Origin of the sequence: Vibrio clamense (genome assembly GCF_050337905.1) — a bacterium.
GTDB lineage: Bacteria > Pseudomonadota > Gammaproteobacteria > Enterobacterales > Vibrionaceae > Vibrio > Vibrio cortegadensis.
The window spans coordinates 162,728-186,662 of sequence record NZ_JAKJTJ010000018.1 but is presented as its reverse complement, the minus strand read 5'-3'; the positions used below and the strand labels follow the sequence as shown (position 1 = coordinate 186,662).

Annotated in this window: 25 protein-coding genes; 19 read left to right on the top strand and 6 right to left on the bottom strand. The window is 40.6% G+C overall.

What is annotated here, in order from left to right:
* Nucleotides 1-177 precede the first annotated feature (177 nt).
* Complete coding sequence (locus tag L4C39_RS01525) at nt 178-1,413, bottom strand: L-lactate MFS transporter (RefSeq protein WP_429744009.1); 1,236 nt, start codon at nt 1,411-1,413, stop codon at nt 178-180.
* A 410-nt stretch (nt 1,414-1,823) separates the two neighbouring features.
* Between L4C39_RS01525 and L4C39_RS01520 the strand changes: the two genes are divergently transcribed.
* From L4C39_RS01520 to L4C39_RS01495, 6 genes are all read left to right on the top strand, one after another.
* Nucleotides 1,824-2,366: a DUF3332 domain-containing protein gene (locus L4C39_RS01520; protein WP_371711412.1), complete on the top strand. Its 543-nt coding sequence runs from the start codon at nt 1,824-1,826 to the stop codon at nt 2,364-2,366.
* Nucleotides 2,367-2,784: 418 nt separating this feature from the next.
* Nucleotides 2,785-3,138 carry a hypothetical protein gene (locus tag L4C39_RS01515; RefSeq protein ID WP_017053583.1) on the top strand — a complete coding sequence of 118 codons (354 nt, stop codon included), beginning with the start codon at nt 2,785-2,787 and terminating at the stop codon, nt 3,136-3,138.
* Between the two features lie 203 nt (nt 3,139-3,341).
* A complete protein-coding gene (locus tag L4C39_RS01510; protein WP_017053584.1) occupies nt 3,342-3,581 on the top strand; it encodes a hypothetical protein in 240 nt (79 codons plus the stop codon).
* A 169-nt stretch (nt 3,582-3,750) separates the two neighbouring features.
* The gene (locus L4C39_RS01505; protein WP_017053585.1) at nt 3,751-4,755 is read left to right on the top strand and encodes a response regulator; all 1,005 of its coding nucleotides are present in this window, start codon (nt 3,751-3,753) and stop codon (nt 4,753-4,755) included.
* Nucleotides 4,755-5,195 (top strand): PAS domain-containing protein, encoded by a 441-nt coding sequence (locus L4C39_RS01500; protein WP_429744006.1) that lies wholly within the window; start codon nt 4,755-4,757, stop codon nt 5,193-5,195. The genes L4C39_RS01505 and L4C39_RS01500 overlap by 1 nt, the downstream gene beginning before the upstream one ends.
* A gap of 89 nt (nt 5,196-5,284) precedes the next feature.
* Entirely contained in the window at nt 5,285-6,832 is a 1,548-nt protein-coding gene (locus tag L4C39_RS01495) for an NAD(P)H-hydrate dehydratase (protein WP_429744004.1), read from the top strand.
* Between the two features lie 72 nt (nt 6,833-6,904).
* Here the strand turns inward: L4C39_RS01495 and L4C39_RS01490 are convergent, their stop codons facing one another.
* Nucleotides 6,905-7,450 carry an outer membrane beta-barrel protein gene (locus tag L4C39_RS01490; RefSeq protein WP_429744002.1) on the bottom strand — a complete coding sequence of 182 codons (546 nt, stop codon included), beginning with the start codon at nt 7,448-7,450 and terminating at the stop codon, nt 6,905-6,907.
* 511 nt (nt 7,451-7,961) lie between these two features.
* Here L4C39_RS01490 and L4C39_RS01485 point away from each other — a divergent pair.
* The 5 genes from L4C39_RS01485 to L4C39_RS01465 all read left to right on the top strand — a co-directional run bounded on the left by L4C39_RS01485 (nt 7,962) and on the right by L4C39_RS01465 (nt 13,189).
* The gene (locus tag L4C39_RS01485) at nt 7,962-9,005 is read left to right on the top strand and encodes a GMP reductase (protein ID WP_429744000.1); all 1,044 of its coding nucleotides are present in this window, start codon (nt 7,962-7,964) and stop codon (nt 9,003-9,005) included.
* A 104-nt stretch (nt 9,006-9,109) separates the two neighbouring features.
* On the top strand, nt 9,110-9,553 hold the full coding sequence (locus L4C39_RS01480; RefSeq protein ID WP_371711399.1) for a TnsA endonuclease N-terminal domain-containing protein: 444 nt from the start codon (nt 9,110-9,112) through the stop codon (nt 9,551-9,553).
* Between the two features lie 394 nt (nt 9,554-9,947).
* Complete coding sequence (locus L4C39_RS01475; RefSeq protein ID WP_429743997.1) at nt 9,948-10,799, top strand: pirin family protein; 852 nt, start codon at nt 9,948-9,950, stop codon at nt 10,797-10,799.
* A 110-nt stretch (nt 10,800-10,909) separates the two neighbouring features.
* Entirely contained in the window at nt 10,910-12,808 is a 1,899-nt protein-coding gene (locus tag L4C39_RS01470; protein WP_429743995.1) for a patatin-like phospholipase family protein, read from the top strand.
* A 12-nt stretch (nt 12,809-12,820) separates the two neighbouring features.
* The gene (locus L4C39_RS01465; protein ID WP_429743993.1) at nt 12,821-13,189 is read left to right on the top strand and encodes a hypothetical protein; all 369 of its coding nucleotides are present in this window, start codon (nt 12,821-12,823) and stop codon (nt 13,187-13,189) included.
* 1,030 nt (nt 13,190-14,219) lie between these two features.
* Here L4C39_RS01465 and L4C39_RS01460 read toward each other — a convergent pair.
* Nucleotides 14,220-15,140, bottom strand: coding sequence for an alpha/beta fold hydrolase (locus L4C39_RS01460; protein ID WP_371712608.1), 921 nt, complete (start codon nt 15,138-15,140; stop codon nt 14,220-14,222).
* A 197-nt stretch (nt 15,141-15,337) separates the two neighbouring features.
* Nucleotides 15,338-16,282 (bottom strand): glutathione S-transferase family protein, encoded by a 945-nt coding sequence (locus tag L4C39_RS01455; protein WP_371712607.1) that lies wholly within the window; start codon nt 16,280-16,282, stop codon nt 15,338-15,340.
* Between the two features lie 228 nt (nt 16,283-16,510).
* Here L4C39_RS01455 and L4C39_RS01450 point away from each other — a divergent pair, with 228 nt between their 5' ends.
* From L4C39_RS01450 to L4C39_RS01420, 7 genes are all read left to right on the top strand, one after another.
* Entirely contained in the window at nt 16,511-17,140 is a 630-nt protein-coding gene (locus L4C39_RS01450; protein WP_371712606.1) for a nitroreductase family protein, read from the top strand.
* Between the two features lie 199 nt (nt 17,141-17,339).
* On the top strand, nt 17,340-18,230 hold the full coding sequence (locus L4C39_RS01445) for a LysR family transcriptional regulator (RefSeq protein WP_371712605.1): 891 nt from the start codon (nt 17,340-17,342) through the stop codon (nt 18,228-18,230).
* A gap of 8 nt (nt 18,231-18,238) precedes the next feature.
* Complete coding sequence (locus tag L4C39_RS01440; RefSeq protein ID WP_371712604.1) at nt 18,239-19,141, top strand: LysR family transcriptional regulator; 903 nt, start codon at nt 18,239-18,241, stop codon at nt 19,139-19,141.
* 572 nt (nt 19,142-19,713) lie between these two features.
* Complete coding sequence (locus L4C39_RS01435) at nt 19,714-20,397, top strand: lecithin retinol acyltransferase family protein (protein ID WP_170961651.1); 684 nt, start codon at nt 19,714-19,716, stop codon at nt 20,395-20,397.
* Entirely contained in the window at nt 20,394-20,576 is a 183-nt protein-coding gene (locus L4C39_RS01430; protein ID WP_136995290.1) for a hypothetical protein, read from the top strand. The genes L4C39_RS01435 and L4C39_RS01430 overlap by 4 nt, the downstream gene beginning before the upstream one ends.
* 132 nt (nt 20,577-20,708) lie before the next feature.
* Nucleotides 20,709-21,278: a bacteriohemerythrin gene (locus L4C39_RS01425; protein ID WP_429743989.1), complete on the top strand. Its 570-nt coding sequence runs from the start codon at nt 20,709-20,711 to the stop codon at nt 21,276-21,278.
* A gap of 164 nt (nt 21,279-21,442) precedes the next feature.
* Nucleotides 21,443-22,036 (top strand): hypothetical protein, encoded by a 594-nt coding sequence (locus L4C39_RS01420; RefSeq protein WP_429743987.1) that lies wholly within the window; start codon nt 21,443-21,445, stop codon nt 22,034-22,036.
* Between the two features lie 108 nt (nt 22,037-22,144).
* On the opposite strand, the gene L4C39_RS01415 is transcribed toward L4C39_RS01420, so the two are convergent.
* Nucleotides 22,145-22,789, bottom strand: a complete 645-nt coding sequence (locus L4C39_RS01415) for an HAD family hydrolase (RefSeq protein ID WP_371712601.1) — start codon at nt 22,787-22,789, stop codon at nt 22,145-22,147.
* Nucleotides 22,790-22,917: 128 nt separating this feature from the next.
* Here L4C39_RS01415 and L4C39_RS01410 point away from each other — a divergent pair, with 128 nt between their 5' ends.
* The gene (locus L4C39_RS01410; protein WP_171757392.1) at nt 22,918-23,568 is read left to right on the top strand and encodes a class I SAM-dependent methyltransferase; all 651 of its coding nucleotides are present in this window, start codon (nt 22,918-22,920) and stop codon (nt 23,566-23,568) included.
* Here L4C39_RS01410 and L4C39_RS01405 read toward each other — a convergent pair.
* Nucleotides 23,525-23,926: a PPC domain-containing DNA-binding protein gene (locus L4C39_RS01405; protein ID WP_429743985.1), complete on the bottom strand. Its 402-nt coding sequence runs from the start codon at nt 23,924-23,926 to the stop codon at nt 23,525-23,527. The genes L4C39_RS01410 and L4C39_RS01405 overlap by 44 nt on opposite strands.
* Between the last annotated feature and the right edge of the window lie 9 nt (nt 23,927-23,935).

The following is a 23,935-nucleotide window of genomic DNA, read 5'->3' as shown; positions in this document are numbered from 1 at the left end:
AGACGATCTGCTTGGGGTTGGGGACGAATAAAGAGCTAAGATGGGAAAAAAAAGGCGTACCACCCTTAGTGATACGCCTTTCTATCGAATCGATGATCTTAAATCCAGGCCTGGAAAGCTAAATCTTGCAAGCCAGATCTTGATAGCTAGGCCTTGAAACTCGATCTTAAAACCAGATTAAGCAGCTTGTTGAAGTGCTTCAATTTTCTCTTCAGACATCGGCTTAGTCACGAAAGCTAAAATCACACAGGTTGCCATCATGCCTGCTGAAATGGTATACGCTAATGTGTAACCATCACTTTGAGTCATTGAATAACCTACAATCGCAGCACCGATTGCACCGCCTAAACCCCATGACGTGTATAAAACACCGTAGTTTGTACCGTAGTTTTTCAGACCGTAGTATTCAGCAGTGATTGATGGGAATACTGCAAGTAATGTTCCGTACCCAACAGCAGCAAGCGCAGTACCAATAATCAACGTTAGCTCTGTATCAAATGAAGCAAACAGCACCATGTTGATGCCTTGTAAGATGAAAGCAAGCATCAAAGTACGAATGCAACCAATTTTGTCCGAAAGAATACCCGCGGCAACACGACCGCCAGAGTTAAAAATCGCAAGGATTGATGCAAGGTAAACGGCATTAGGCAAGTTAGCCTGTACACTCGCAATATTAGTGATGTTACCAATGATCATTAAACCCGCAGAGGCAGCAAAAGCGTACATTACCCAAAGAGAGTAGAACTGAGGCGTTTTTAGCATCGCTTTCCAAGTCATATCAGCAGACGTTTTAACCGCAATTGATGCTTTTCCTGCTTTTACTTTTGGTTGCTCAGCTTGGTAGCCTTCTGGTGGGTTGTTGATCGTACACGCTAATGGAACAGCAATCGCTAACACGCCAGCCCCAAGGATCATAAAGCTAGTATTGATGCCCACTTCAGAGATTAGCATTGATGTTAGCGGGGCTAGGTAAACTGCCGCTAAACCAAAACCAGCCGCAATCAAACCATTTACCATGCCTTTCTTAGAGATATGGAACCATTTCATTGCAGATGGAGCAAGACAAGCATAACCAAAACCGATACCCGCACCGGTAATCACACCAAACGTAATATTTAGCGCAAAAACGGATGATGCGAAACCAGAAGCGATCATCCCTAGGCCTGTTAATGTTGTGCCTAGAATAAGGATCTTACGTGGTCCCATGCGATCTTGAAGGATACCTGCAACTAAAAGACAAACTGAGAAAGTGATGGTCGCGATGGCATAAGGAGAAGATGCGTCCGCCGCACTCCATCCAAAGTCGGTTACGAGTGCTTTGTTAAATACGCTCCACGCATACAAGATGCCAAGACACAGGTTGATACAAAAACCTGCTAGCAGGATACGCATTGCTTTATCAATCTTGCTCATTTTTATTCTCAGTTTGGTTCTTTCATAGAAAGAAGAGTTAGTTAATGTGTTTTTCTCAAAATAAGTTTGCATTTATCAATAGATATCGCAAAGAGCGCGGATTATAACCAATAAAAGTGTGATTGGAATCTCTTTTTGTGAGCGAATGTAAAATAATTTCAAATGAAAAGTAATTGATAATTAGTTGTTAATTGCTTGGTTGGGGTGAGGATTGAAGGTTGATATGGCAGTGGCTTCATACTCAATGTTTTTTCTTTGATGATGAAAGTTGCGTTTTTCTGATGTTGTAAAAATGTCCGTGTTAACTTGTTGTAGATAAATGATTATTTCACTATTCAATTCTATTTATATTCATTAAACTCCGGCCCGCTTCAATATCTGAAGTTAAAACATTATTGTTGGTAAGAGAAATGAAAGTGCAAAAAATGAAATTGGTGTCTGTGATGCTGCTGAGTGCATCAACGTTGACAGGTTGTATGGGACAAATGGCAACAACAGGCTTGGTCTCAAAATTTAACTTGCAGCTTGTGGATAATAGATACGCTCGTGAAGGCGTGTTTCTTTTGTTGTCTCCTGTATATGGGATCGCATCAGTAGCCGATATGTTTATTTTCAATTCAATTGAGTTCTGGACAGGAAAAAATCCTATTTCCGGGAAGTCACCAGCAGTGGTTGACTCGAAATTAGAAGCGATAATTAAAGTTAATAGTCAGCTTGATAAATCATTAACTGAAGCACCAATTCAAGTTAATAATCAGTGGGTTGAAGATGCTGTGATGAAGCAAATAGATGAAAATACGCTTCAAATGGATATTTCATATCAAGATGGCACTAAACAGATTTTCCGAGGTGAAAAGAGCGTTGGAGGCGTCAATTTTTATTTAGACAATGAGCTTATCACTTTTGTTAGTATGCAAGAGTTGGACGTGTATACCAAAACCGCTCGGATCTAGTTTTGGTTACATTTGTTTCTGCAATGAATTCAAACTAGAACATCTGTGAGGGAAATAGCCTTAGTAGGAAGTTATTACCTTAATCAGCAAGCCGGTGCATTTTTGTACTGGCTTTTTTTAGCTAAGTTAGGTGTACAAAATGCCTGACCAGTCGTAATTTAAAGAAAAATCCACATGTTAAATTTTTGTTTAAAAACCGTCTATTCCAATCATTTAATCAGTAAAAGCCTGTTGTAATGGTATTTGCTACTATCTTGTTTGTTAAATATTTGTAATCAGAGCTTTATTGTTCGATTTTTACGCATTTGTTGTGCGGTTTTTAGCCTTGCAATTCGTTGGAAAATACGCAAAATGTCATGCAAAATGAGTTTGCAAAAATGAAAGGATGCTTTTCTCTTAAAAAGTAAGGCAAATAAACATGAAATTATTACTAATCTTAATGACATCGCTTTCCGCTGGGGTGGCTTCTGCAGACCACTTACATTCTTTCATGTTAGGGTTATCGATTGCGTCTTTGGCTGTTGGAAGCTGTTACTGGTTTGCATTCCGTAGCACTCGCTTTCCTGAGCTTGCTCTTCTGTTGTTAATGTGTGGCATGCTATCTAAGCTGGCGATTACCGTCATTGGAGTCGCTTGGGGTATGTCTGAAGATCTGATTACGTCACCCATTGTATTTGCTCTTTCTTATCTGCATTTCTCAATCATTGTGACTTATTTGTGGTTCACATATCGAGATAACATCACTGCAAAATTCAAAAACGTCACAGCTTAAATACTCGCGATAAGCCTTCTGCAAAGAGGGCTTTTTGTTTCTACATACTTCTACTATTTTGTCGCTCTCCTCTATACATCAATTTTCTTCTATACAATCACTTTTGGTAAAGCGCTGTCACTCTACGACTATAGTTCTACAGATCTTATTCACGCCTCTGGGTAGACTTAACCCGTTCAATGATTGGAATAAAAGGATTTGCTATGGAGTTTGGACTGTTTGTGGCGGAAAAAGGATTGTTGATTGTAGGTATCATGTTTGTACTAACCAGCGTTATGCAATATGGCAAACGCAGCCATGATTGGAAAGGGGTGGTGACGATGTTTTATAAGCGCATTCCTCTCAGTATCGGCGAATATAAATGGTATCGTTTAGGCGTGGCTTTTATCGTACTTGCAGTTATATTGCGTATTCTACTTTTAACTCTTTGGCCTTCTTACTAATCTTCGATAGGTAAGTACTAGTGTGTTGTTTATTCAAGATAATTAAAGAGGTTAATACGTTTATTTTTATTACGCGAATCAACCTATATTGGTTAATTCGACATACCTGACTTTATATTGTTCTGTTACACTGTATTTATTGTACGAACTAATAGAAGAAGGTGATTGAATGTCATTTCCCGTTCTTATCTGTGACGATTCAGCACTTGCGCGCAAGCAGATGGCACGCTCCCTCCCTGCATCATTAAATGCGGATATTACCTTCGCGGTTCATGGTCTCGACGCTCTAAAACAACTCGAACTCAATGATTTCAAATTGATGTTCTTAGATTTAACCATGCCGGAATTGGATGGCTTTGGAACATTAGAAGAGTTACAGCGTCTCGGAAATACGACGCCAGTGGTCGTGGTTTCTGGTGATATTCAGCCGAAAGCCAAAGCAAAAGTGTTAGCTTTGGGTGCGAAAGCATTTATTCAAAAACCAATTGATAAAGCTGTTCTTAATGATGTTCTGAAAGAACTCGTTGAGCCAGTCGCGCAGCCTCGCATCATTACACCAACCAGTGTTGATCTTCCCATTCTCCGTCGACGTGATATTTATATGGAAGTGGCGAACGTCTCAATTGGTCGTGCGGCAGATGCATTAGCACGGCATTTTGATGTTTTTGTCCACTTGCCACTGCCAAATGTAAATATCCTCGAAGTGAGTGAATTGCACATGGCATTAAGGGATTTGGCGGACAACGATCAGGTTTCTGGCATTTGCCAAGGGTTCAGTGGAGAAGGGATCGCGGGTGAAGCGCTAGTCTTACTGAGTGACTCCAGTGTGGCAGATCTTAAAAAATTAATGAAGATCCCTGCAGATAGCGAAGAGCTAGAAGAATTAGAACTACTCATGGATGTCTCTAATATTTTAGTGGGCTCATTCCTAAATGGTTTAGGCGAGCAGTCTGAAGTTCGCTTCTTCCAGAGTTCTCCAGTACTTCTAGGCCAACATATCTCAATTGATTCTGTTATTGCTTCTACTTCAGGTTCATTTAATAAAACGATGACCTTTGAAGTGAGCTATAACATTGATGATACATCGATTCGATGTGATTTACTGTTTATGTTCGTGGACGAATCATTGCCTTTATTAGATAACAAATTAGCCTACTTAATGGAGGACTTTTAATGCTTAATCTTCCTGCTGAGTTTGAACAATTCCACTGGATGGTGGATATGGTCCAAAATGTTGATATGGGCTTAATTGTCTTGGATCGTGACTTTAATGTTCAGGTGTGGAATGGGTTCATGACTCACCACAGTGGTAAACAAGCACATGACGCTATTGGAAAGTCGATATTCGAACTTTTCCCTGAAATTCCGCAAGACTGGTTTCGATTAAAAACAAAACCTGTTTATGACCTAGGTTGCCGCAGTTTTATTACTTGGCAGCAGAGGCCTTACCTTTTCCACTGTCGAAATGTTAGACCGATTACGCAGCAGGCCAACTTCATGTATCAAAACGTGACATTAAACCCGATGCGAACGCCGACAGGAAAAATAAACTCTCTGTTTTTATCCATTCAAGATGCAACAGCAGAGGCCATTGCATCACAAGTGAAAAAGTAGTGATTAAAGCCAAGCGAAGTTCTTGGCTTTACCTAAACAAGAGCTTAAATAACGAAGAGATTAACTAAGTGAGTTGGAGGGATAGCTCAATGAAGACCTCATTACATTCCCAGCCTTTATATACGGCAAAGCAGGTGCGTGAAGGAGAAGTTCTAGCGGCCAAAAAGAACAACATCACAATGTTCGAATTGATGGAAAAAGCGGGAGAGGCTGCTTTTCAATTGATTCTCTCTCACTACCCACACTCTAAAAAATGGCTCATTTGTTGCGGTAAAGGCAACAATGGCGGCGACGGATATGTTGTAGCGCGTTTGGCAAAGCAAGCAGGAATAGAGGTTCATGTTTGGCAAGCTGGGGATTTATCCGACAAGCTGACAGAAGATGCTCAGCAAGCGTTGGAGCTTTGGCTAACAATAGATGGTGCCGTTTGTCATGCTAAAGACCGAATCCCACCAGACTGTGATCTTATTGTGGATGCTCTACTCGGTACAGGATTTAAACCACCACTTCGCCCTAACTATGCTGAACTCATTTCTAGAATTAACCACACTCACTTACCCATTGTTTCCATCGATATTCCATCAGGACTAGATGCTGATACTGGTCACGTTCAACCGCACTCCCTTGAAGAAGCCAATCGAAGGCAAGAGCAGAACGGCCTGGCGATTGTTGCATCTCATACCATAACCTTCATAGGTATTAAGCAAGGATTGGTAACGGGATCGGCAAGAGATCATACGGGCTTGTTGCACTTCTCCGGCTTAGGTGTCGATGAAAGTTTTAATCAAATGAATGTCGCCAGTGCGGTCTATTCTTGCGCGGATGAAATTCCTACCTTACTTATGCCAAGAAAACGCACCGCTCATAAAGGGCTAAATGGCAAAGTCTTGTTGATTGGCGGAAATGTTGGGATGGGAGGGGCAATCCGCCTTGCTTCTGAAGGATGTACTCGTAGCGGCGCGGGTTTAGTGAGTGTATTAACCCATCCTGATAATATTTTACCAATCTTATCCTCTCGCCCTGAGATTATGGCTCTGAGTTGGGAAAGCGACTGCAAAGTCATTTCAGACAAGATCCACTGGGCAAGCACCTATGTTTTAGGGCCAGGTTTGGGGCAGGATGAGCAAGCCCAAAGGTGGTTTGAATACATAAAGCAATCTTCATCTGAAAAAGTTCTGGATGCGGATGCGCTTAATTTACTGGCCGTTGAACCTAATCAAGACCCAAATCGCATTATAACGCCACACCCAGGAGAAGCCGCGCGGTTGTTAAACTGTACGGTTGCTGACATTGAGATCAACCGTTATCAAGCGGCTCAAGATCTTCAGCAAAAATATGGTGGTGTTGTCGTATTAAAAGGAGCGGGTACTATTGTGTGCGATGGCAAAACAACGTGGGTGTGTCACGCGGGAAATCCTGGAATGGCAAGCGCAGGTATGGGGGATGTATTGTCAGGCGTGATTGGGGCGATGTTGGGGCAAAATCTTACACTAACGGATGCGGCTCAAATTGGTGTATTTATCCATAGTTGTGCTGCTGATCTTTGTGCCAAAGAGAATGGTGAGATTGGCTTAGTCGCTAGTGACCTTTTTCAAACGCTTCGTCGTGTTATCAATGGTCCACTCATCCAAGGCTAGCGTTTGTATTCGATCTCACATCAGTAATTGAGATGCGAGATCGGGGAAACTGAGCAATTAAACCACAGAGAACTAGAATGCGAATCTAGCGCCTGCGTTAAAAGAGGTCGCGTGTTCGTCATTTGGAAGTAATTGATAAGTTACCCCTGCATCAAGTACTAGACCCATCGGAGACATTAAACTGACTCCTGCACTGGCATAAGGTTTAAAGCTGTCATCGGTTTCTGTTTTCTTCGCGCCTGCAACCGTATCCCAGACAGTAGTTTCAGATAAGATATAACTTCCTCCCGCTTTACCGTAAATACCAAGAAGTCCCACTTGTTGATCAACGCGCACCCCAAGACCATAGGCATCGTAAGTTTGAACAAATTCGTCAGAATTAGCACTCACGTTGGAGTTAAATGTCTCCACTCTTTTATAACTCACATCCGCAGATAATAGTTTCGTCATCTGATAGTTATACCCGGCTTGAATAAAGTAGGCGGTCTCTTGATTTGAATCGTTAGAAACTAATGTCGCTCCCACATTGGTATAAATTGAACCACGGTTTCCTGCTGCATTTGCCATAGTGGGCAGGCAAACCATCGTGGTAAATATCAATATTAGTGGTCTTTTCATTCTCAACTCCTGTGATTTGCCATTGACAGCAAGTATTCCTTTTATAAATTCATAGCAAGAAATGCTCCACCGATAGTGGGGTGAGATCACTTTTAAGGAATTTAGCGTTGAATTTTTTGGACTTTTTGCGTGGATTTATACTCAGTATAGATCACATTATTTGATATAAACGGCAACATTGATGGCGAAAACAGCAAGAGATAGAGATGGCACGCAAAGGTTTGCGCAATCGGTAAGTTTTAAGGTTGTTGTAACTAATTGATTTTATTAATAACAGCTAGAAGTGCCGGGTAAGAAGGGTATTTAGGTTTGGAATTTCTAAGATGATATCACAAAAAAATTGCATTTATCAGACTTGCCGAATGGAAATCAGGGCCTATAATGCTGAAAACCGGAGCGTCTGCCAACGCTCCGGTTTTTTTGTGTCCGAAAAATGGTAACGACTTCTGCCAAAGTCAAAACCACGCATAATGCGAATGACACATAAGTTAATGAATCAAGGAATTACACCATGCGTATCGAACAAGAACTTAAGTTAGGTTTTAAAGATGTACTGTTTCGCCCTAAGCGTTCAACTCTAAAAAGCCGTTCTCAAGTAAATTTAACCCGCGATTTTACATTCAAGCATAGTGGTCGTCAATGGTCAGGAGTTCCGGTAATCGCTGCAAATATGGATTCTGTTGCTACTTTTGAAATGGCGGCTGCTCTTGCAGAACATGGGGTGATGAGTGCAATTCACAAGCACTACAGCGTGGAACAGTGGGGCGAGTTTGTTAAAAATTCAAATTCTCAAACGCTCAATAACGTGTTTGTTTCATCTGGAACCTCGGATGCTGATTTTAAAAAACTTCAAGAAATAATGGCATTTAGCGATGAACTGGCTTTCATCTGTATCGACATCGCTAATGGTTATTCAGAGCACTTGGTTGAGTACGTTGAGAAAGTACGAGCTGAGTTTCCAACCAAAACTATTTCTGCTGGAAACGTGGTGACTGGCGATATGTGTGAAGAGCTTATTCTTGCAGGCGCTGACATTGTAAAAGTGGGTATTGGCCCTGGCTCGGTTTGTACGACTCGTGTAAAAACGGGCGTTGGCTACCCTCAACTTTCTGCCATTATTGAATGTGCGGATGCTGCACATGGCCTAGGCGGTATGATTATCGGAGATGGTGGTTGTTCATGTGCTGGTGATGTGTCGAAAGCGTTTGGCGGTGGTGCTGACTTTGTAATGCTTGGTGGCATGTTAGCTGGGCATGAGGAGTCTGGTGGTGAAGTTGTTGAAAAAGACGGCAAACGTTTTATGAAGTTCTACGGCATGTCTTCAGAAAGTGCGATGGCGAAACACTCTGGCGGCGTTGCAAAATACCGAGCAGCAGAAGGAAAAACTGTTTTACTTCCGTTCCGTGGTTCTGTTCATGATACGATTTCTGACATCCTTGGTGGTGTACGTTCAACGTGCACATACGTAGGCGCAGCAAAGCTTAAAGAGCTAAGTAAGCGTACGACTTTCATTCGTGTGCAAGAGCAAGAGAACAACGTCTTCGGTAAAGAATAGCGTTTAAAAAAGTTGTTTTAATTGTAAAAAACAACCATACCTTGAGGAAGCTTGAAAAGTGTACGATGCTTTAGTAAGTTTACAACAGGTATGGTTGTTTTTGTATGAAAAAGCGAATTCTTAGAAACTCATCAGTAAAAAACATCTCTCGATTTGTCAGCCTCAAAACTGATTCTATCCAAACAGTTGAATCCGACTTAGAATTTGATGCCTGCTCCCACTTTGAATTTGCTCCTAAAATCGTGTCTTTTGAGGCACAACCTTTAGGGTTTGAATACTACCTCGAAGGCAAGCGACGTAGGTACACTCCCGATTTTTTAGTCACTTATGATGACGCTTATCAGCCATTTTACGAAATAAAACCAAAGCACATAGTCGAAAGCGATGACTTCAAAATTCTCTTTGCCGCCAAGAAAGAATACGCACTGAGTATTGGTAACGACCTCCATGTTCTGACAGAAGACGATATTCAAATTTATCCTTTATTAGATAATTTGAAGATCATTCATCGATATGCTTGTGACGAAAGCCTCAACGTAATATCCTAAATTTATTTAAAAAATACGGCGAGTTAAGAGTTGAACAAATTATTCAGCTATCCTCATTCCATTCATCAAGATCACTTTTGCTTGCATCTAACTTCACGTTCAAATCATCTGGTTTTGATTGTATTAACTTTTTCAGACTTTCCATTTACCACCTCGATACATAGAAATAGCGATTAAATTCATCAGTTTGAAATTCGGTTGTGTATCACAGGGTAAATTTGACCCTGTCAATATGTTATTACTAGCTACAATCTAAAATCAAACATCCGACTTTCCCAGCAATGGGAAAGTCATTTCCTAATTCCTCCTCTAATCAAAAATCGATTCAATCCATATAATTCTCTCGACTTCACGAACTAACAAACAGCCTTCAAGAGGTTGTGGGAGAATTAATATGAGCAAGCAAAGAACACTGATTGAGACCCTAAATGCTAAACCTACTTCAGATGGTGCCGGCGTTAAAATTCAAAGAATTACCGGCTTTAACATTAAGAAATTCTCACCTTTCCTAATGATCGATGAACTTCAATCTGAAGAAAACCAAGACTACGTTGGTGGCTTTCCACCGCACCCTCATCGTGGCATTGAAACCTTTTCGTACATGCTGAAAGGGCACTTTCAACACAAAGATAGCTTGGGCAATTCTGGGGAGCTACGAAGTGGTGGCGCGCAATGGATGGCATCAGGAAAAGGGATCATCCACAGTGAAATGCCGATGATGGAAGAAGGTCAATTACATGGCTTTCAAATTTGGATCAACCAACCATCACAAGATAAACAATCACGAGCTTGTTACGCCGATTTTCAACCAGAGATGGTAAAAGAACTTGAATCTCCGGAATTAGGTACAGCACGAATTCTTGCTGGTAGTAGTGCTATCAATGGTATTTCAGTTGACAGTGCACTCAACAAAACGGGCGTACCAGTTAATATCATTGACTGGCGAGCAAACAATAACCAAGAACTTCAAACAACCCTTGATGAATCATTCAATGCGATGATTTATGTTTATAAAGGCTCAATTGAAATAAGCGGCAAAGTAGTGACGGAAGGTCAACTTGGCTTTTTAAGTCAAGGCGATACCGTTCACTTAACGGCGACTCAAGAGTCAGGTGCATTGATATTGGCTGGCCAGCCGATTAATGAGCCAGTGGTTCATTATGGACCTTTTGTTATGAATTCTATGAATGAAATAGACCAAGCGATCAGTGATTACAACAATGGACTCTTTGAAACCTACAAGTAACAGATAGCTAGAAAGAAAGCGTTATCTGCAAATCAATAGATATCTACTCGTAATTTCCCAATGTTTCACAAAGCCAGCCCATTTAGCTGGCTTTAATTTAAGAGTTCGTTATGAAGTCATTTATTACACTGCTGTTGACGCTTATCTTTCCTCTCATAGCCAATGCGACACAACACTCCTCTCAGTTAAGTAATCAACCTCGCCAAACTATCGCTGTTGTTCTCGCTGGCGGCGGCGCAAAGGGGGCAGCTCACATTGGGGTTTTAAAGTGTCTTGAAGAGCTGCGCATTCCCGTCGATTATGTCACGGGTACCAGTATTGGTGCTTATGTTGGCGGGCTTTACGCAACCGGACTTTCAGCAAGCGATATTGAAACGATCCTTACCACTCAAGATTGGAGTCAAGGATATACCGATCGCATTGGCCGAGGTGAACATTCAATTCGCTCAAAGTCAAAAGGTGATCGTTATCAAGTGCATACTGATCTTGGTATTCAACGTTCTTCTATTCAAGCGCCAAATGGGATGTTACAAGGTCAAAGTATGCTTAAGCTACTTCGTCAAACCACAGGTAACATCACAAGTGTAGAGTCATTCGATGAATTAGCGATTCCTTATCGAGCGATTGCAACGAATATTGGCACCATGGAAATGGATGTATTAGATAACGGATATTTGCCTGACGTCATGATGGCTAGCATGTCGATCCCGGCTCTATTACCCCCTTTCGTGATTAACGGTCAAAAATACGTTGATGGTGGTGTCACCAATAATATGCCTATCGTTGCTGCAAAAAAAATGGGTGCAGACATCATTATTGCGGTTGATGTAAGTAGCGCTTATACAGATCAAAGCAATATTGATGGCATGGCTGATATGCTCAACCAGCTCTCAATCCATATGGTAAAACGCAGTACTGACAGTCAAGTAAACGCCTTAACCGTCAGAGATATCTACCTAAAACCTAATGTAGGACACATTGAAACGACGGACTTTTCAGCGATGCCTTTTGCATTAGAGCAAGGTTATCAATCGACCCATCAAGTGTTCGAAAAATTAACTAAATTGTCTATCTCTGAGGCTGAGTACACACGATACCAAAGTGATAAGCGCCAACGTCGTACTGAGCTCTTTGAAGTAGACACATTTGTAATCCATGAAATCGCGATACAAAACCACAGCCATTACGCACTTGATACTCTTTATCACCATCTCAATTTGTCTAAAGGAAATGTGTATTCAACAGAAGATGTGGAAGGGGCAATCAATGCTTTATACGCGCTTGATAACTTTGAATTGGTCACGTATCAAATAGAACGCGATGCAGATAAAACGACGCTGAATGTAGAAGTAAAAGAAAAATCATGGGGACCAAACTATTTGGATTTTCGTATCCACATAGAAGAAGATTTTACTGCGAATAGTATCTATTCTGTTGGGGCGAATACGCATTTCACTAACATCAACTCATTGGGCGGAGAAGCTTGGCTCGGTGTTGACCTAGGCACAAGTAAACGTGTCGACGCTGAATACGTTCAACCTATAACATTAGGCAACCGGTTAACTTGGGGGACAGGCTTTCACTACCTTTCCGATACTGGCAATGTTATGTTCGATCTTGATGAGAAATCAGCCAGTCAAGGTGATGATGATTTTATACCTTATGACAAGAAGTCATTCATTACAGAATTTGAATTGACCTTAAATACAGCACTTTGGCATGAGATCAGTGTTGGGTATAACTTCGAATCGGGAGATACCTCTATCACACCAATGCCTTCATTAGGTGAGATCGACTACCAACGACATGGTGTGTTTGGTCGCTATCAGTTTGATACCCTAGATAACTTAACGTTTCCTCGATCTGGTTTTTTAGTAAAAATCGATGTGCATCAATACAATGATGACTATCAAATTACTGGCACCCAATCGACACAATCGATTACCCGAGAGATAGACTCAACGATCAGAGCTGTAGAGAGCTTTGGTCGCCACACTTTTGGTGTATAGTTAGAGTACGGTTTGGTAGATACTGAGGACGATTCGATTGCTATTACCCCTGTGCGTTTAGGCGGGTTCCTTAACTTGTCTGGTCTTCCTCGCGATAGCCTGGCCGGTAAAGAAAAAGCCTATTCAGGTCTAAGCTATCGATACCAATGGTTTGAAAACGACTTCGGGCTGTTCCAATCTCCCGTTTACTTGGGAGCAAGTATTGAAAAGGGGGGCGTTTGGCAAGACACCTCATTAAAGGTTCAAGATGCCGAGTTATATAAGAGTGGTGCCGCCTTTATCGGTGTCGATTCTCCTATCGGTACCCTTGTTTTTTCTTACAGCCGAGTTAACTCAGGATACGATGCTTTCTACTTTATCGTCGGCACGCCTTTCCCATAATTAAGTCAGTAACTAACGATTTATTTGAAAGATAACGATAAAGACAAAGTCAAAAAAGCATCATCGACCTAATTGAAAAAGCCCTCAAGGACTCTCCGTTCTTGAGGGCTTTGTCGCTTCATATATGCATGTAAGCCAAGCTCATCGTTCCTCAGTTAACCCCTAAATGCTCAGTTAAAATTTGTTGGCGAACAATGTAGTCAGCAAACTAAGGTGGGAAGCGCACCAAAAGCGCTTCCGAAACTATAGCCTGCTATCGCGACTCCAGAGAAAGAGAAACGTAAGGTTGATAATTCAGAAATAACAACAAGTCGAGAGCTTGGGTGCAAAGCAGAGTCATAATGGTGGATAGCTCTCCTATTATCTAGACAGCAAACCCACTCGAGACTCCACCAAGGCAGCTTGCAACAGCGAACAAAGAGGCGAGATAAAAAAGATTGGGTATCGAAGGTAGCGGTTGAGCAAGATTGATGATGTTGCTAATGAATATAAAATCAGCGGCCATGATAGCCAGTTTTGCCACCCAGATTGCGTAGTACGCTCGGTTTGTTACGGCTGAATAAAAGGCTGTTAGTCATATTTGAATAGACAATGACCTTTTGGTGTATTTTGGATTGTAACGTTAAGTGCCAAGAGATTGATAAAATAATCTTAATATTCAGGTTTTATTGAAAACCCAATGGACACTATGGCTAGTTCTGAATTGAATATTCGATTAATAGGTAAACATGATTAGCGGGAAAGGAGCAGTTTAAAGGCTCTCGACCAGAAGAAAGCGATAAGAATGGGGAAAAAGGAAGGAATAGAAGATAATTTGTACCCATCACAGTAAGTGTTCAAAAATAGCGCAGGAAAAAGGCTTGAGGACAAGGCGAAACTTTTGATAAGTAGTTATTCTACAATTCAAAATTCTAACGCAGTGACCTAGTATTTTAATCAGCTAGGGTGAACCGTTATTTACTACGATTGGTATTACTCTTTGAACGATCAAAAACGGATGGCTAGGCCATCCGTTTAAAATCATTAACGATTATTTTGATTCAACATCGTCTAAGAACGTTTCAAGTACTTCGTTGAATTGTTCAGGACGCTCCCAGAACATTGCGTGTTTACCAATATAAGACGCTGAAGCGTTTGGTGTATTCGCTTTGATCCATTGCTCAGCAACTGGCTTCCACTCTTCACGAATCACCCATGACATTGGCTTTTTAGTATCAAAGTTCTGCGCATCTGCCGTGTAATCTAGGTAAAAACCGGTCGCATTCAATGTAGCAGCCGCTGAAGCCGATGTTTGATGAGCCATGTCTTTCCAGAACTTCACTGCTTCTTTGTTTTCTGTGTCTTCAAGCATCCAAGGAACAAACACATCAATAAGCACATTCTTGTCTTCAAGAACGGTCGTTGTTGACCAGTTTGAACGACCATCAGAGTCATCTCGTAGATACCAAGTGAAGTCTGCGTAACTTTCGCTCGCGATTTTTGGAGATGCATCAATTAGCATTAAGCCATTTAGGTTGTCGTCACCAAATTGATTTACGTAAGACAGCGTTTCAGCAACACCGTAAGACCAACCGACAAGTGTTACATCTTCAAGGTTCAACTTCTCCATAAACGCGGCTAAATCACGACCGTGTTGCATGTAGGTGTTACCTTCCATTGTTTTCGTTGTAAGGCCTTGGCTACGTGGTGAATAAGCGATTGCGGTATATTCATCAGAACCTTCAAAGTGCTCTAGTTGTTTTTCAAAAGCATTCGCTGACATCAACCAGCCTGGTGTGAACACGATTGTTTTGTCACCGTGGCCTGCCGTTTCGTAATGCATAGTTAGCTCTGGGCTAATTTTTACATATTCAGCTTGTGCTGCTGAAGCCGTTAATGCCATTGCACTTACTAATAATGTTTTGCCTAAAGTGTTGATTGTTTTTTTTGAAACTAATGTTGATGTTTTCATGGAAACCTCTAATTAATGATGTAACTGAATTTACTTATAAATGACGGTAACCCGTCGGAACCCGTGTATTAAACCCCAAGTGAGGGAGCTTGATTAGAGGGGCAAATTCGAAAATACTTTCCCAAATATGGAAAGATGATTCAGTGGACACAAAATATAAAAAAGCCCCATCACAATGGATGAGGCTAGCTGTTTATTTATATAAATTCGCGCCCATGTGGACTCAGTAAATCTAAGTCAGGACCTGCGGGAATAATTTGACTCGGGTTTATCGTCGTGTGACTGAAATAATAATGTCTCTTGATATGAAAAAAGTTAGTCACTTCAGAAATTCCGGGGTATTGGTACAAATCCTTAATGTAGTTATGGAGGTTTTGATAATCAGCAATACGTTTTCTATTACATTTGAAATGCCCCACATAGACAGCATCAAAACGAATTAGGGTTACGAACAAACGCCAATCGGCTTCTGTAATCGTGTCGCCTAATAGGTAACGATGACTTGATAAATGCTCATCGACCTTATCTAGTGATTCAAATAAGTTATCAAATGCTTCTTCATAAGCCTGTTGTGTTGTCGCTAACCCACAACGATAGACACCGTTATTTATATTTGGGTAGATAAAGTCGTTCCACGAATCGATTTTATTACGTAAATCAGTAGGATAAAAATCACTCTCATTACCTGTTATTTGGTTGAATTCACTATTGAACATACGAATTATTTCTGACGACTCATTACTTATTATCGTCTGGTCTTGCTTGTCCCACAGCACAGGCACGGTTACTCGACCTGTATAATCTGGCTTCGCATGAGTGTAGATTTGATGTAATTTCAGGTAGCCAAAAAGAGGCTCTGGTTTACACATCATCCAGCCTTTCGACAGCATGTCGGGGCTGACAACAGTGACTCCAATATGTTTATCTAAACCTTTCAGCTTTAAGTAAATCAGTGTTCGGTGGGCCCAAGGGCAAGCATAAGACACATACAGATGATACCGCCCTGACTCCGCTGGGAATTGTGTTGAACTTGTATTTTTGATCCACCCTCTAAATCCTGCATATTCTCGAACAAAGCGCCCGCCATTCGATTTGGTGTCATAACCAATATCAAACCATTTACCTTCAATTAGCTTTCCCATCTATCTTCTCCACATTTATTTGTTGGAGTATTTAAAAACAAATATCAAAAGAAGGTTAGAGGCCAATTTAGAAATAACTTTTCTATATTTGGAAAGAACCACTTTCCTAAATATGGAAAAGTCATTTTAAGAAACTCCCTCTAATCAGCCATCAATTTTGAACATAAACTTCTCATCGAATTAACACGCTGCTTCTATCCAGCAATTACCGATTACTAGGAAAATACTATGTTCTTTAAACGCAAATCATCCGTTCTAGATTTAATAGATAGCCGCCGTTCAATTAACAATTTCGACGCATCAAAATCAATCGATGAAAGCACAATCACGGAACTCATTGGTTACGCGACAAAATCGCCAACAGCATTCAATGTCCAAAATTGGCACTTTGTTGCCGTACATTCACCAGTACAGAAAGCCAAACTTAAAAGCCTTGCTTATGGCCAACAAAAAGTAGAAGACGCGGCGGTAACGTTCATCGTATCGGGACTTCTTGAACCACAAAAATTGATAGCTCGTTCTCTTGAAGCTTCACAAGAAAAAAAAGTGTTATCAAAGCAGATGGTCGAAGGTTGGATTGGTGCTGTTACCAATATGTATGGCGAAAATCCAACGTTGCAACGTGATGAAGCTATTCGCTCAGCTTCATTAGGCACGATGACGATGATGTTAGCTGCGCAAGAGATGGGCATGGTTTCTTGTCCGATGATTGGTTTCGATCCTAATGGCGTAAAAGAAGCTTTTGGCCTACCAGATACCGCAATACCTGCGATGCTTATCCCCGTTGGCTATGAAGGCGACGATAACTGGCCACAAAAACCACGCCTAGACATCAAAGATGTGCTGAAAATCGTTTAACTCACATATCAAATACCAAAACAGATATGGGTACATCTAGTGCCCATCTTCATTTGTGAGTCTCTCCTAGTTAACTGCCTCTAAATCTGTACTGCCCTCCCTTCCTTTAAATCTCTTTGTAAATTCGAGATTCATTATCTTTATTTTTGGGAAAGTAAGTCTATTCTTAAGCTTATTAGCTGCAAGTTTAGGAGAAAACGTGGATCTCAATAGCTTAAAAATATTCACTGAAGTCGTCGATCATGGCAGCTTTTCTGCTGCCTCCAAAAGCCTAACCATGCCTGTTTCTACGGTAAGTCGAAAGATCAGTGAGTTTGAAGAGTCCTTAGGGCAACGTCTAATGGAACGCTCTACTCGTAATTTAAGGCTCACCGAAGCGGGCGAGACCTTATATCAATACGCTTTACGAAGTGTTGAAGAAATGGAAGCGGGAGTGTTGGCATTACAGGAGAGCCAAGATCAAATTGAAGGAACGTTAAGATTGGCAATGCCTCCAAATTTCGAAATTGCATGGGGAGCAATCAAAGAATTCACACAAAAATATCCTAAAGTAAAACTACAAACATTAGGGATAACGCGAGACATCGATCCAATCAGCGATCATATCGATATCGTTATCCAATATACCGCAAGTAAAAATCCCTCTTTAATTAGTAGAAGGGTAGCAACCATTACACCTATCCTTGTTGCATCTAAGCGTTATGTCGAGATGTATGGGTCACCTAAATCATCTGCTGATTTTCATAAATTTCAGTGTCTCGCACGCGAAAACCCAGATGCTACACCATTTTGGACTTTGAATAATGAGAAGGTCTATTTAGAGGCGGCAATTACTTCGAATGAATTTCGTTTTCTTCGTTTTCTGGTTAAACAAGACAGTGGCATCGCTCAACTTCCACCTTTCTTCTGTACACAAGAGATTGAAAGCGGTGAATTCGTGGAAATTTTACCTGAATACTCAGCTCCCAAAGTAGATGTGCACTTAGTCTATACAAGTCGAAAACACTTATCTCGGGTTGTTAGAACCTTCATCGAGCACAGCATTGAATTTACTCAGAATGAACGGTCAGAGTTTTGGCGAGCGCAATAGGAATAATAATGGACTTTAACGCAGCAAAAATATACGTGAACGTTGTTGAACAAGGCAGCTTCTCAGGAGCCGCAAAAATTCTAAATACTCCAGTGTCAACCGTGAGTCGTAAAGTCAGTGAGTTGGAAGAGAGATTAGAACTGCGTTTATTGGAGCGTTCAACGAGACAGTTAAGGCTGACCGAGGCCGGTGAGATATTTTACGAACATGCACAGCGTAGTATTGAAGAAGCTGAAGCGGGTCTTTTAGCTTTAGAAAACAATCAACAAGATTTAGAAGGTACATTACGTCTGACTACCGTGACTAATTTCGAACCCTTTTGGCCCATTTTAAAGGGTTTCCAAGAAAAATATCCCAAGGTTAATATAGAAGTTAGTAACTATCATGGGCCTGTCGATTTTGTTGCTGATGGCGTTGATGCAGCGGTTGTCACCGTTCCTATCAGTAACCCCAATTACGTCGTCAGGGAAATAGGCAACGCAGACCGCGTATTGGTTGCCACTCAAGACTACTTAACCCGCCACGGAACACCGACACATCCAGATGAATTGATTGATCACAATTGTTTGTCTATTGGTAACGTGAACCAAGACGTCACTTGGACATTCGACGGTAAAAGTTATCCCATCACATCGAAGTTAAAAGCAAATAACATCCGATTGATTAAGTACTTTGCTTTGCAAGGAATGGGGATAGCCAATATCCCTCCTACTATGTGCAGAACCGAGTTAGAGAATGGTAAACTTCTTGAGCTTTTTAAGCCTGGAGATGGCAAGAATATAACCTTCAAACTTGTTTACCCAAGTCGTAGATTACTTTCAAGTATCACAAGAGCTTTCATAGATTACTTCCTAGAAAGTATTGAAAACAAAGAGATCAAAGATTGGTTCAGAGCGGTAGACATGCCTTAGTCGTTCTTAGTTCTTTTCGGTTTGCGTTTCTTTGACTCATGTAGATATGGATTGAGCTAAACGAACTAGGTGGAACTCCTGAAAATTTACTGGTTAAATATAAATTTTAAGCTTATCTAGATTGGTTTGATGAAAGTAACTTTCTTACTGCTGTAGCTTGGCTGAAATGTATAATTCACAAAAATATCAACTTATGGTTGTTTTTTTTGGTAACTTTTGAAATGAAAAGAATCACAATTATCACTTTATGGTTGTTTCAACATTAATTTTTAAGAATTGAGCCACTTTTTAGTGGCTCTTTTTTTGTGCTTAAAAATTGTAAATGGCGACAAAGWGTCTACACCGGATTTATGATGAGTTTGCCACAGGCAGTTAAATTGCATTGTTATTCATTATGGTGAGGTTTTATATTGGATTCTTTTCTTGATTTTGAGCAAGGTGGTTGGAGTATAGCGATAATTATCATTGCAATTCATAAAAACTTGAAATTAATCAATGACTTTATAGGTGATTGTGTCATATTTATGACAATAAAAATACTTTGATTTATTAATGGAATCTAGGAGATAGCTGTGGGGCTTGGTGATTGGCTTGTGGATACGATAGAAGAAAAAGGGCGAAAAATTGCAAGGAGAGGCGATGCTCTATTCGGTTGTGAAGAGTATGAAGATGCCAGTTTAGCTGAAAGATTGATAGGCTTATCTGGCGGGCACTCTAAAGGTACATTTAAGAAACAAAAAGAGAAAAAGAAAAGAGGTATAAAATCCGGTGATATTGTTGCAGTGTCGAGGGGCCTCTATGATCATTACGGTATCTACATTAATAAGCACGAAGTAATAAGCTACACATCAGATAAATCTGATATTGGTGATAATCTAATTCAATCAACCTCTTTTGAACGTTTTTTAAGAGGGGCTAGAGAGTACTCTGTTCTTGTTTTTCCTGATCAGTATGCGAAACCAGATAAAGTTAAATTGGCTAGTCAGGCATCATTTAGTATCGACAAGACCTTGATATTGGATCATTTTCTAAAGCATAAAAAGAAACATGATTATAAGCTTTATTCTGCAACGAAAACGGTAGAAAGGGCAAGATCTCGGCTTGGAGAAGATAGCTATAATTTGGTTTTTAACAACTGTGAGCATTTTGCGATTTGGTGTAAAACTGGAATTGAAGAATCTCATCAGGTTAATAATATAATCAAATTCTTGATAGGTACTACAAGGGTTACGGCAGGAAAATCGAGTAAGTTATGAGTAAACAAACGGAAGACGTACCACTATACGACAAAATTGTTATTTCAAGCGCCATATTGATTGCTCTGATATCACTTCTTAAAGTGGGAATCATGAAAGCGATCATAAATTTTGTTTTTATCATCGTGTTTCTTAAAACGATTCAGGTACTTTGGCATTGGATTCGCTCTGATCTTTGATCTTTACCTTTACAATAAACGTGTTTATTTGTTCCCGAATCATAGTTTTTTATACTGCTTATAAGCTACTGGTGGATTAAAATGAGGCGGTATGTCTTAGTTCTGCTTCTGGGCAAAATTTTAAGAGAGAATATGCCACCAATTTACCGTATGTCGCTTGTTTACGTTCCAAAAGTGTTCGCTTATTGGTACGATATACGGAGTGAGTTGAAGGCATGTTACAAAAATTGCACCTCTTCATACTCCGTTTTATTAATGACAAATTGCGGTAGGGTAGGAATGCATACTTACAATTGGCTAGATAGCTATGATCTTGGTATCGAAGTTATAGATTTGCAACATAAGAATTTGCTCGCGATGATTAATAAGTTATTGGTTAATCAAAATGAATCGAGAGGCATAATGCAGCGTTTGATCAACGAAGTTATCGCTTATGCGGAATATCATTTCATAAGTGAAGAGAACCTTATGGTGCTTTCTCGTTATGACGGCTATGAAAAACATACTAATGTTCATAATATGCTACTTAAGCAGCTTAAAAATCAATGCTCTCAGTTTATCAATAACCATTGTGAATTGAAGACGGTAATACTCTTCATGGCAAATTGGCTTATTGAGCACATTATGGCAGAAGAGAACGATCGTGATTTTGCTAAGTATTTATTGGCATCAAACGAATATCGCTATCTAATAAAAATCTAAAGGTTTTGATGGAGCTGTTGGCCTGATTGGCCTGATTGTTAGGCTTCTTTCACTATAAAGCTATCTTCAAGTCTATGGTTGGTATATGGTTTACGCCGCTAGCTTTTCCTAGAAAGCTAGCAGTCTAAATAAAGAGTAAACTAGAACAAAGGACCATAACCATCATGCGCGATCTTACGCCACAGCAAGAAGCCGCTCTTGCTATTTTCAAAACAAATCTTCATCTCCCTCATGGCGGTTTCCACTCATTAATCATTGAGCTTTGTAAAGAGTATCAATTACCCTTTCAAACAGTTCGCTCGGTGCTGATGAAGGTGCAACGAGCCACAGAGCGTAGGATCTATGATGAGTTAGACACTGTTGCTGAAGATGATCTTAGCCAAGAGAACTGGCGAGAAGCTATCAAGATAGAACTCATTGAATTAGCTCAAGACAATCAACCCGTCATGAATAATCTGCTTGGTAACGAACATTATCTCAAAGCAAAAGCAGCGATTGAATTACCGATCAGCAGTGAAGATGGACGTGACATAATTTTAGAAGATTTAATGTTGGCGTATGAAAAAGAGGTGTTTAAGCCACTTTTAGCGATGCTGCATACAACATCACTCTACTGGGAATTAATGTTGGCAGAAGAGCTTCACATGATGACAGAAGCTTGTCGTCAGAAATTTATCGAATATCCGCAATATATTGAAGCTGCAAAGTTTCTGTTCGACTTGGATTCGAAAGTACGAGCTCAAACTCTTAGAGCTTGATTCAAGGAGCTGGCACATTCCCTCACATCGACTCAAATGCTAGTGAGGGAGTGTAATTAACCAGCGATTAACTCGAACTTAAATGTTATTGCTACTGCTATCGAATGTTTACTCTTTTAATGACGCTAATACATGCGAGAGCGAAGGCAAAATGGAGTGCCCCAGAGCCAATACTTCTTCGCAAGGCTCAACCAAGTCTGGTATTTGATAAGCGATCATATTGGCAGAGATAGCAGAACGAACTCCGTTATTGGAATCTTCAAATGCTAAACACAAGTCAGGTTGTACTTGTAGGCGATTGGCCGCAAGCAGATAGATTTCTGGATCTGGTTTACCTTTGCTGACTTCGCAACCCGTGGTTAAGCTATCCACATACTGATCTAACCCGGCGAGCCGAAGTTTAATTTCAGCAATGTCTTTTTGGGTTGAGGTGGCGACAGCAATAGGGTATTTATTTTCCTTCAACCATTCGAGTAGCTCAATCACGCCATTTTTTACTGGAATTGCTTGGTGTTTAACTATCGCACCGTAGCGTTCACGCCATTCTGCATTAAGTCGTTCATAAGACTCTCCATAAGCGTTGCGAAAAATGACTTCAATTCCTGCTGAATTACGGCCGATGATAGAAAGGTAGACATCATCATAAAATGGAAGATTTTGGACTTCACAGGCTTGTTTAAAGACTCTCATGCAGACACGTTCTGTATCGAGGAGGAGTCCATCCATGTCGAAAATAGCGGCTTGAAATTTCATTGGTACGACTTTAACGGGTAAATAAGAGGTGGGATTGTTACATACTTCTCGATATGCGACCATTAATTAATACTCGTCAATTTTTCTATTGAATAGCTCAAAGCGCGACGAATAAAGCGGATAAGATTATGCACCTTTTGGACCGATTAGAGATCTATTTGTTTCATCGTACTCGTTTGAAAAAATGGCGAGGAAGAAACGCGAAAATATTAGGATGGTCAGATGAAACTGCTCAGAGTAAACGCTTTCAAGCTATTGCCACGGCGACGAATTTTAATGATCGGAGCGTTTTAGATCTGGGATGTGGGTTCGGTGATTTGTTTCGTTATCTTGATGAGATATACACTCTCGATTCATACACAGGGATAGATCAGCATCGCCCATTTATTCAAACCACGAAAAAGAGGTTTGCTCAACACCATCTCGATCCGAGCACCAAAACAGCAAGTCACTTTATATGGGGTGATTTTAGCCAGATGACCCTTAAGCCGCATGATATTGTTGTCGCTTCTGGCTCGTTAAATTATCGTTCGCGTAATGACGATTACTTATCTTCAGTCATAAATCAGATGTATCAAGCTGCGGACAAAGTACTTATTTTCAACCTTTTAAATGCAGATGTTTTCCCACCTCAGCCATTGCTTGTGAGCTATAACAAACAGGCTATTTATCGTTACTGCAAACTTCAGTGTGATGATGTGTCATTAATCGATGACTATGCTGAAGAGGACTTTACTATTGTGATGAGGAAACCAACAGTTCAGTGTAACCTGTACTAGCGTCGTGTTCTCGCGAAAACATCAGATCAGGGTAGTGGTGAACGATAAGTTCTGCGGTGTGCGAAACAATAGTGCCTTCTAATAGGTGCCCACCCCATACCTTTCCTTCTCTGTCGGCAACGGATATGTGAATGTGCTGGTGGTTTGGCGTGAGCGTGCCAGTCAAAGATACAATCTCGAAAGGCGCACAAACATTCAACGTATTATCTGCGTTAGCCAGTCGAATATTTAACTGTGAAATGCACCCTGCACAAGAAGCAATAGAGCCTGCACTGATTTTGTTGTCTAGTACGAGTTCAGCTATAGCTTGTTTCAAATCTCGACCTTGAGTGAGGCGAATAGCGATAGGAGTGATCATAATTTGCTC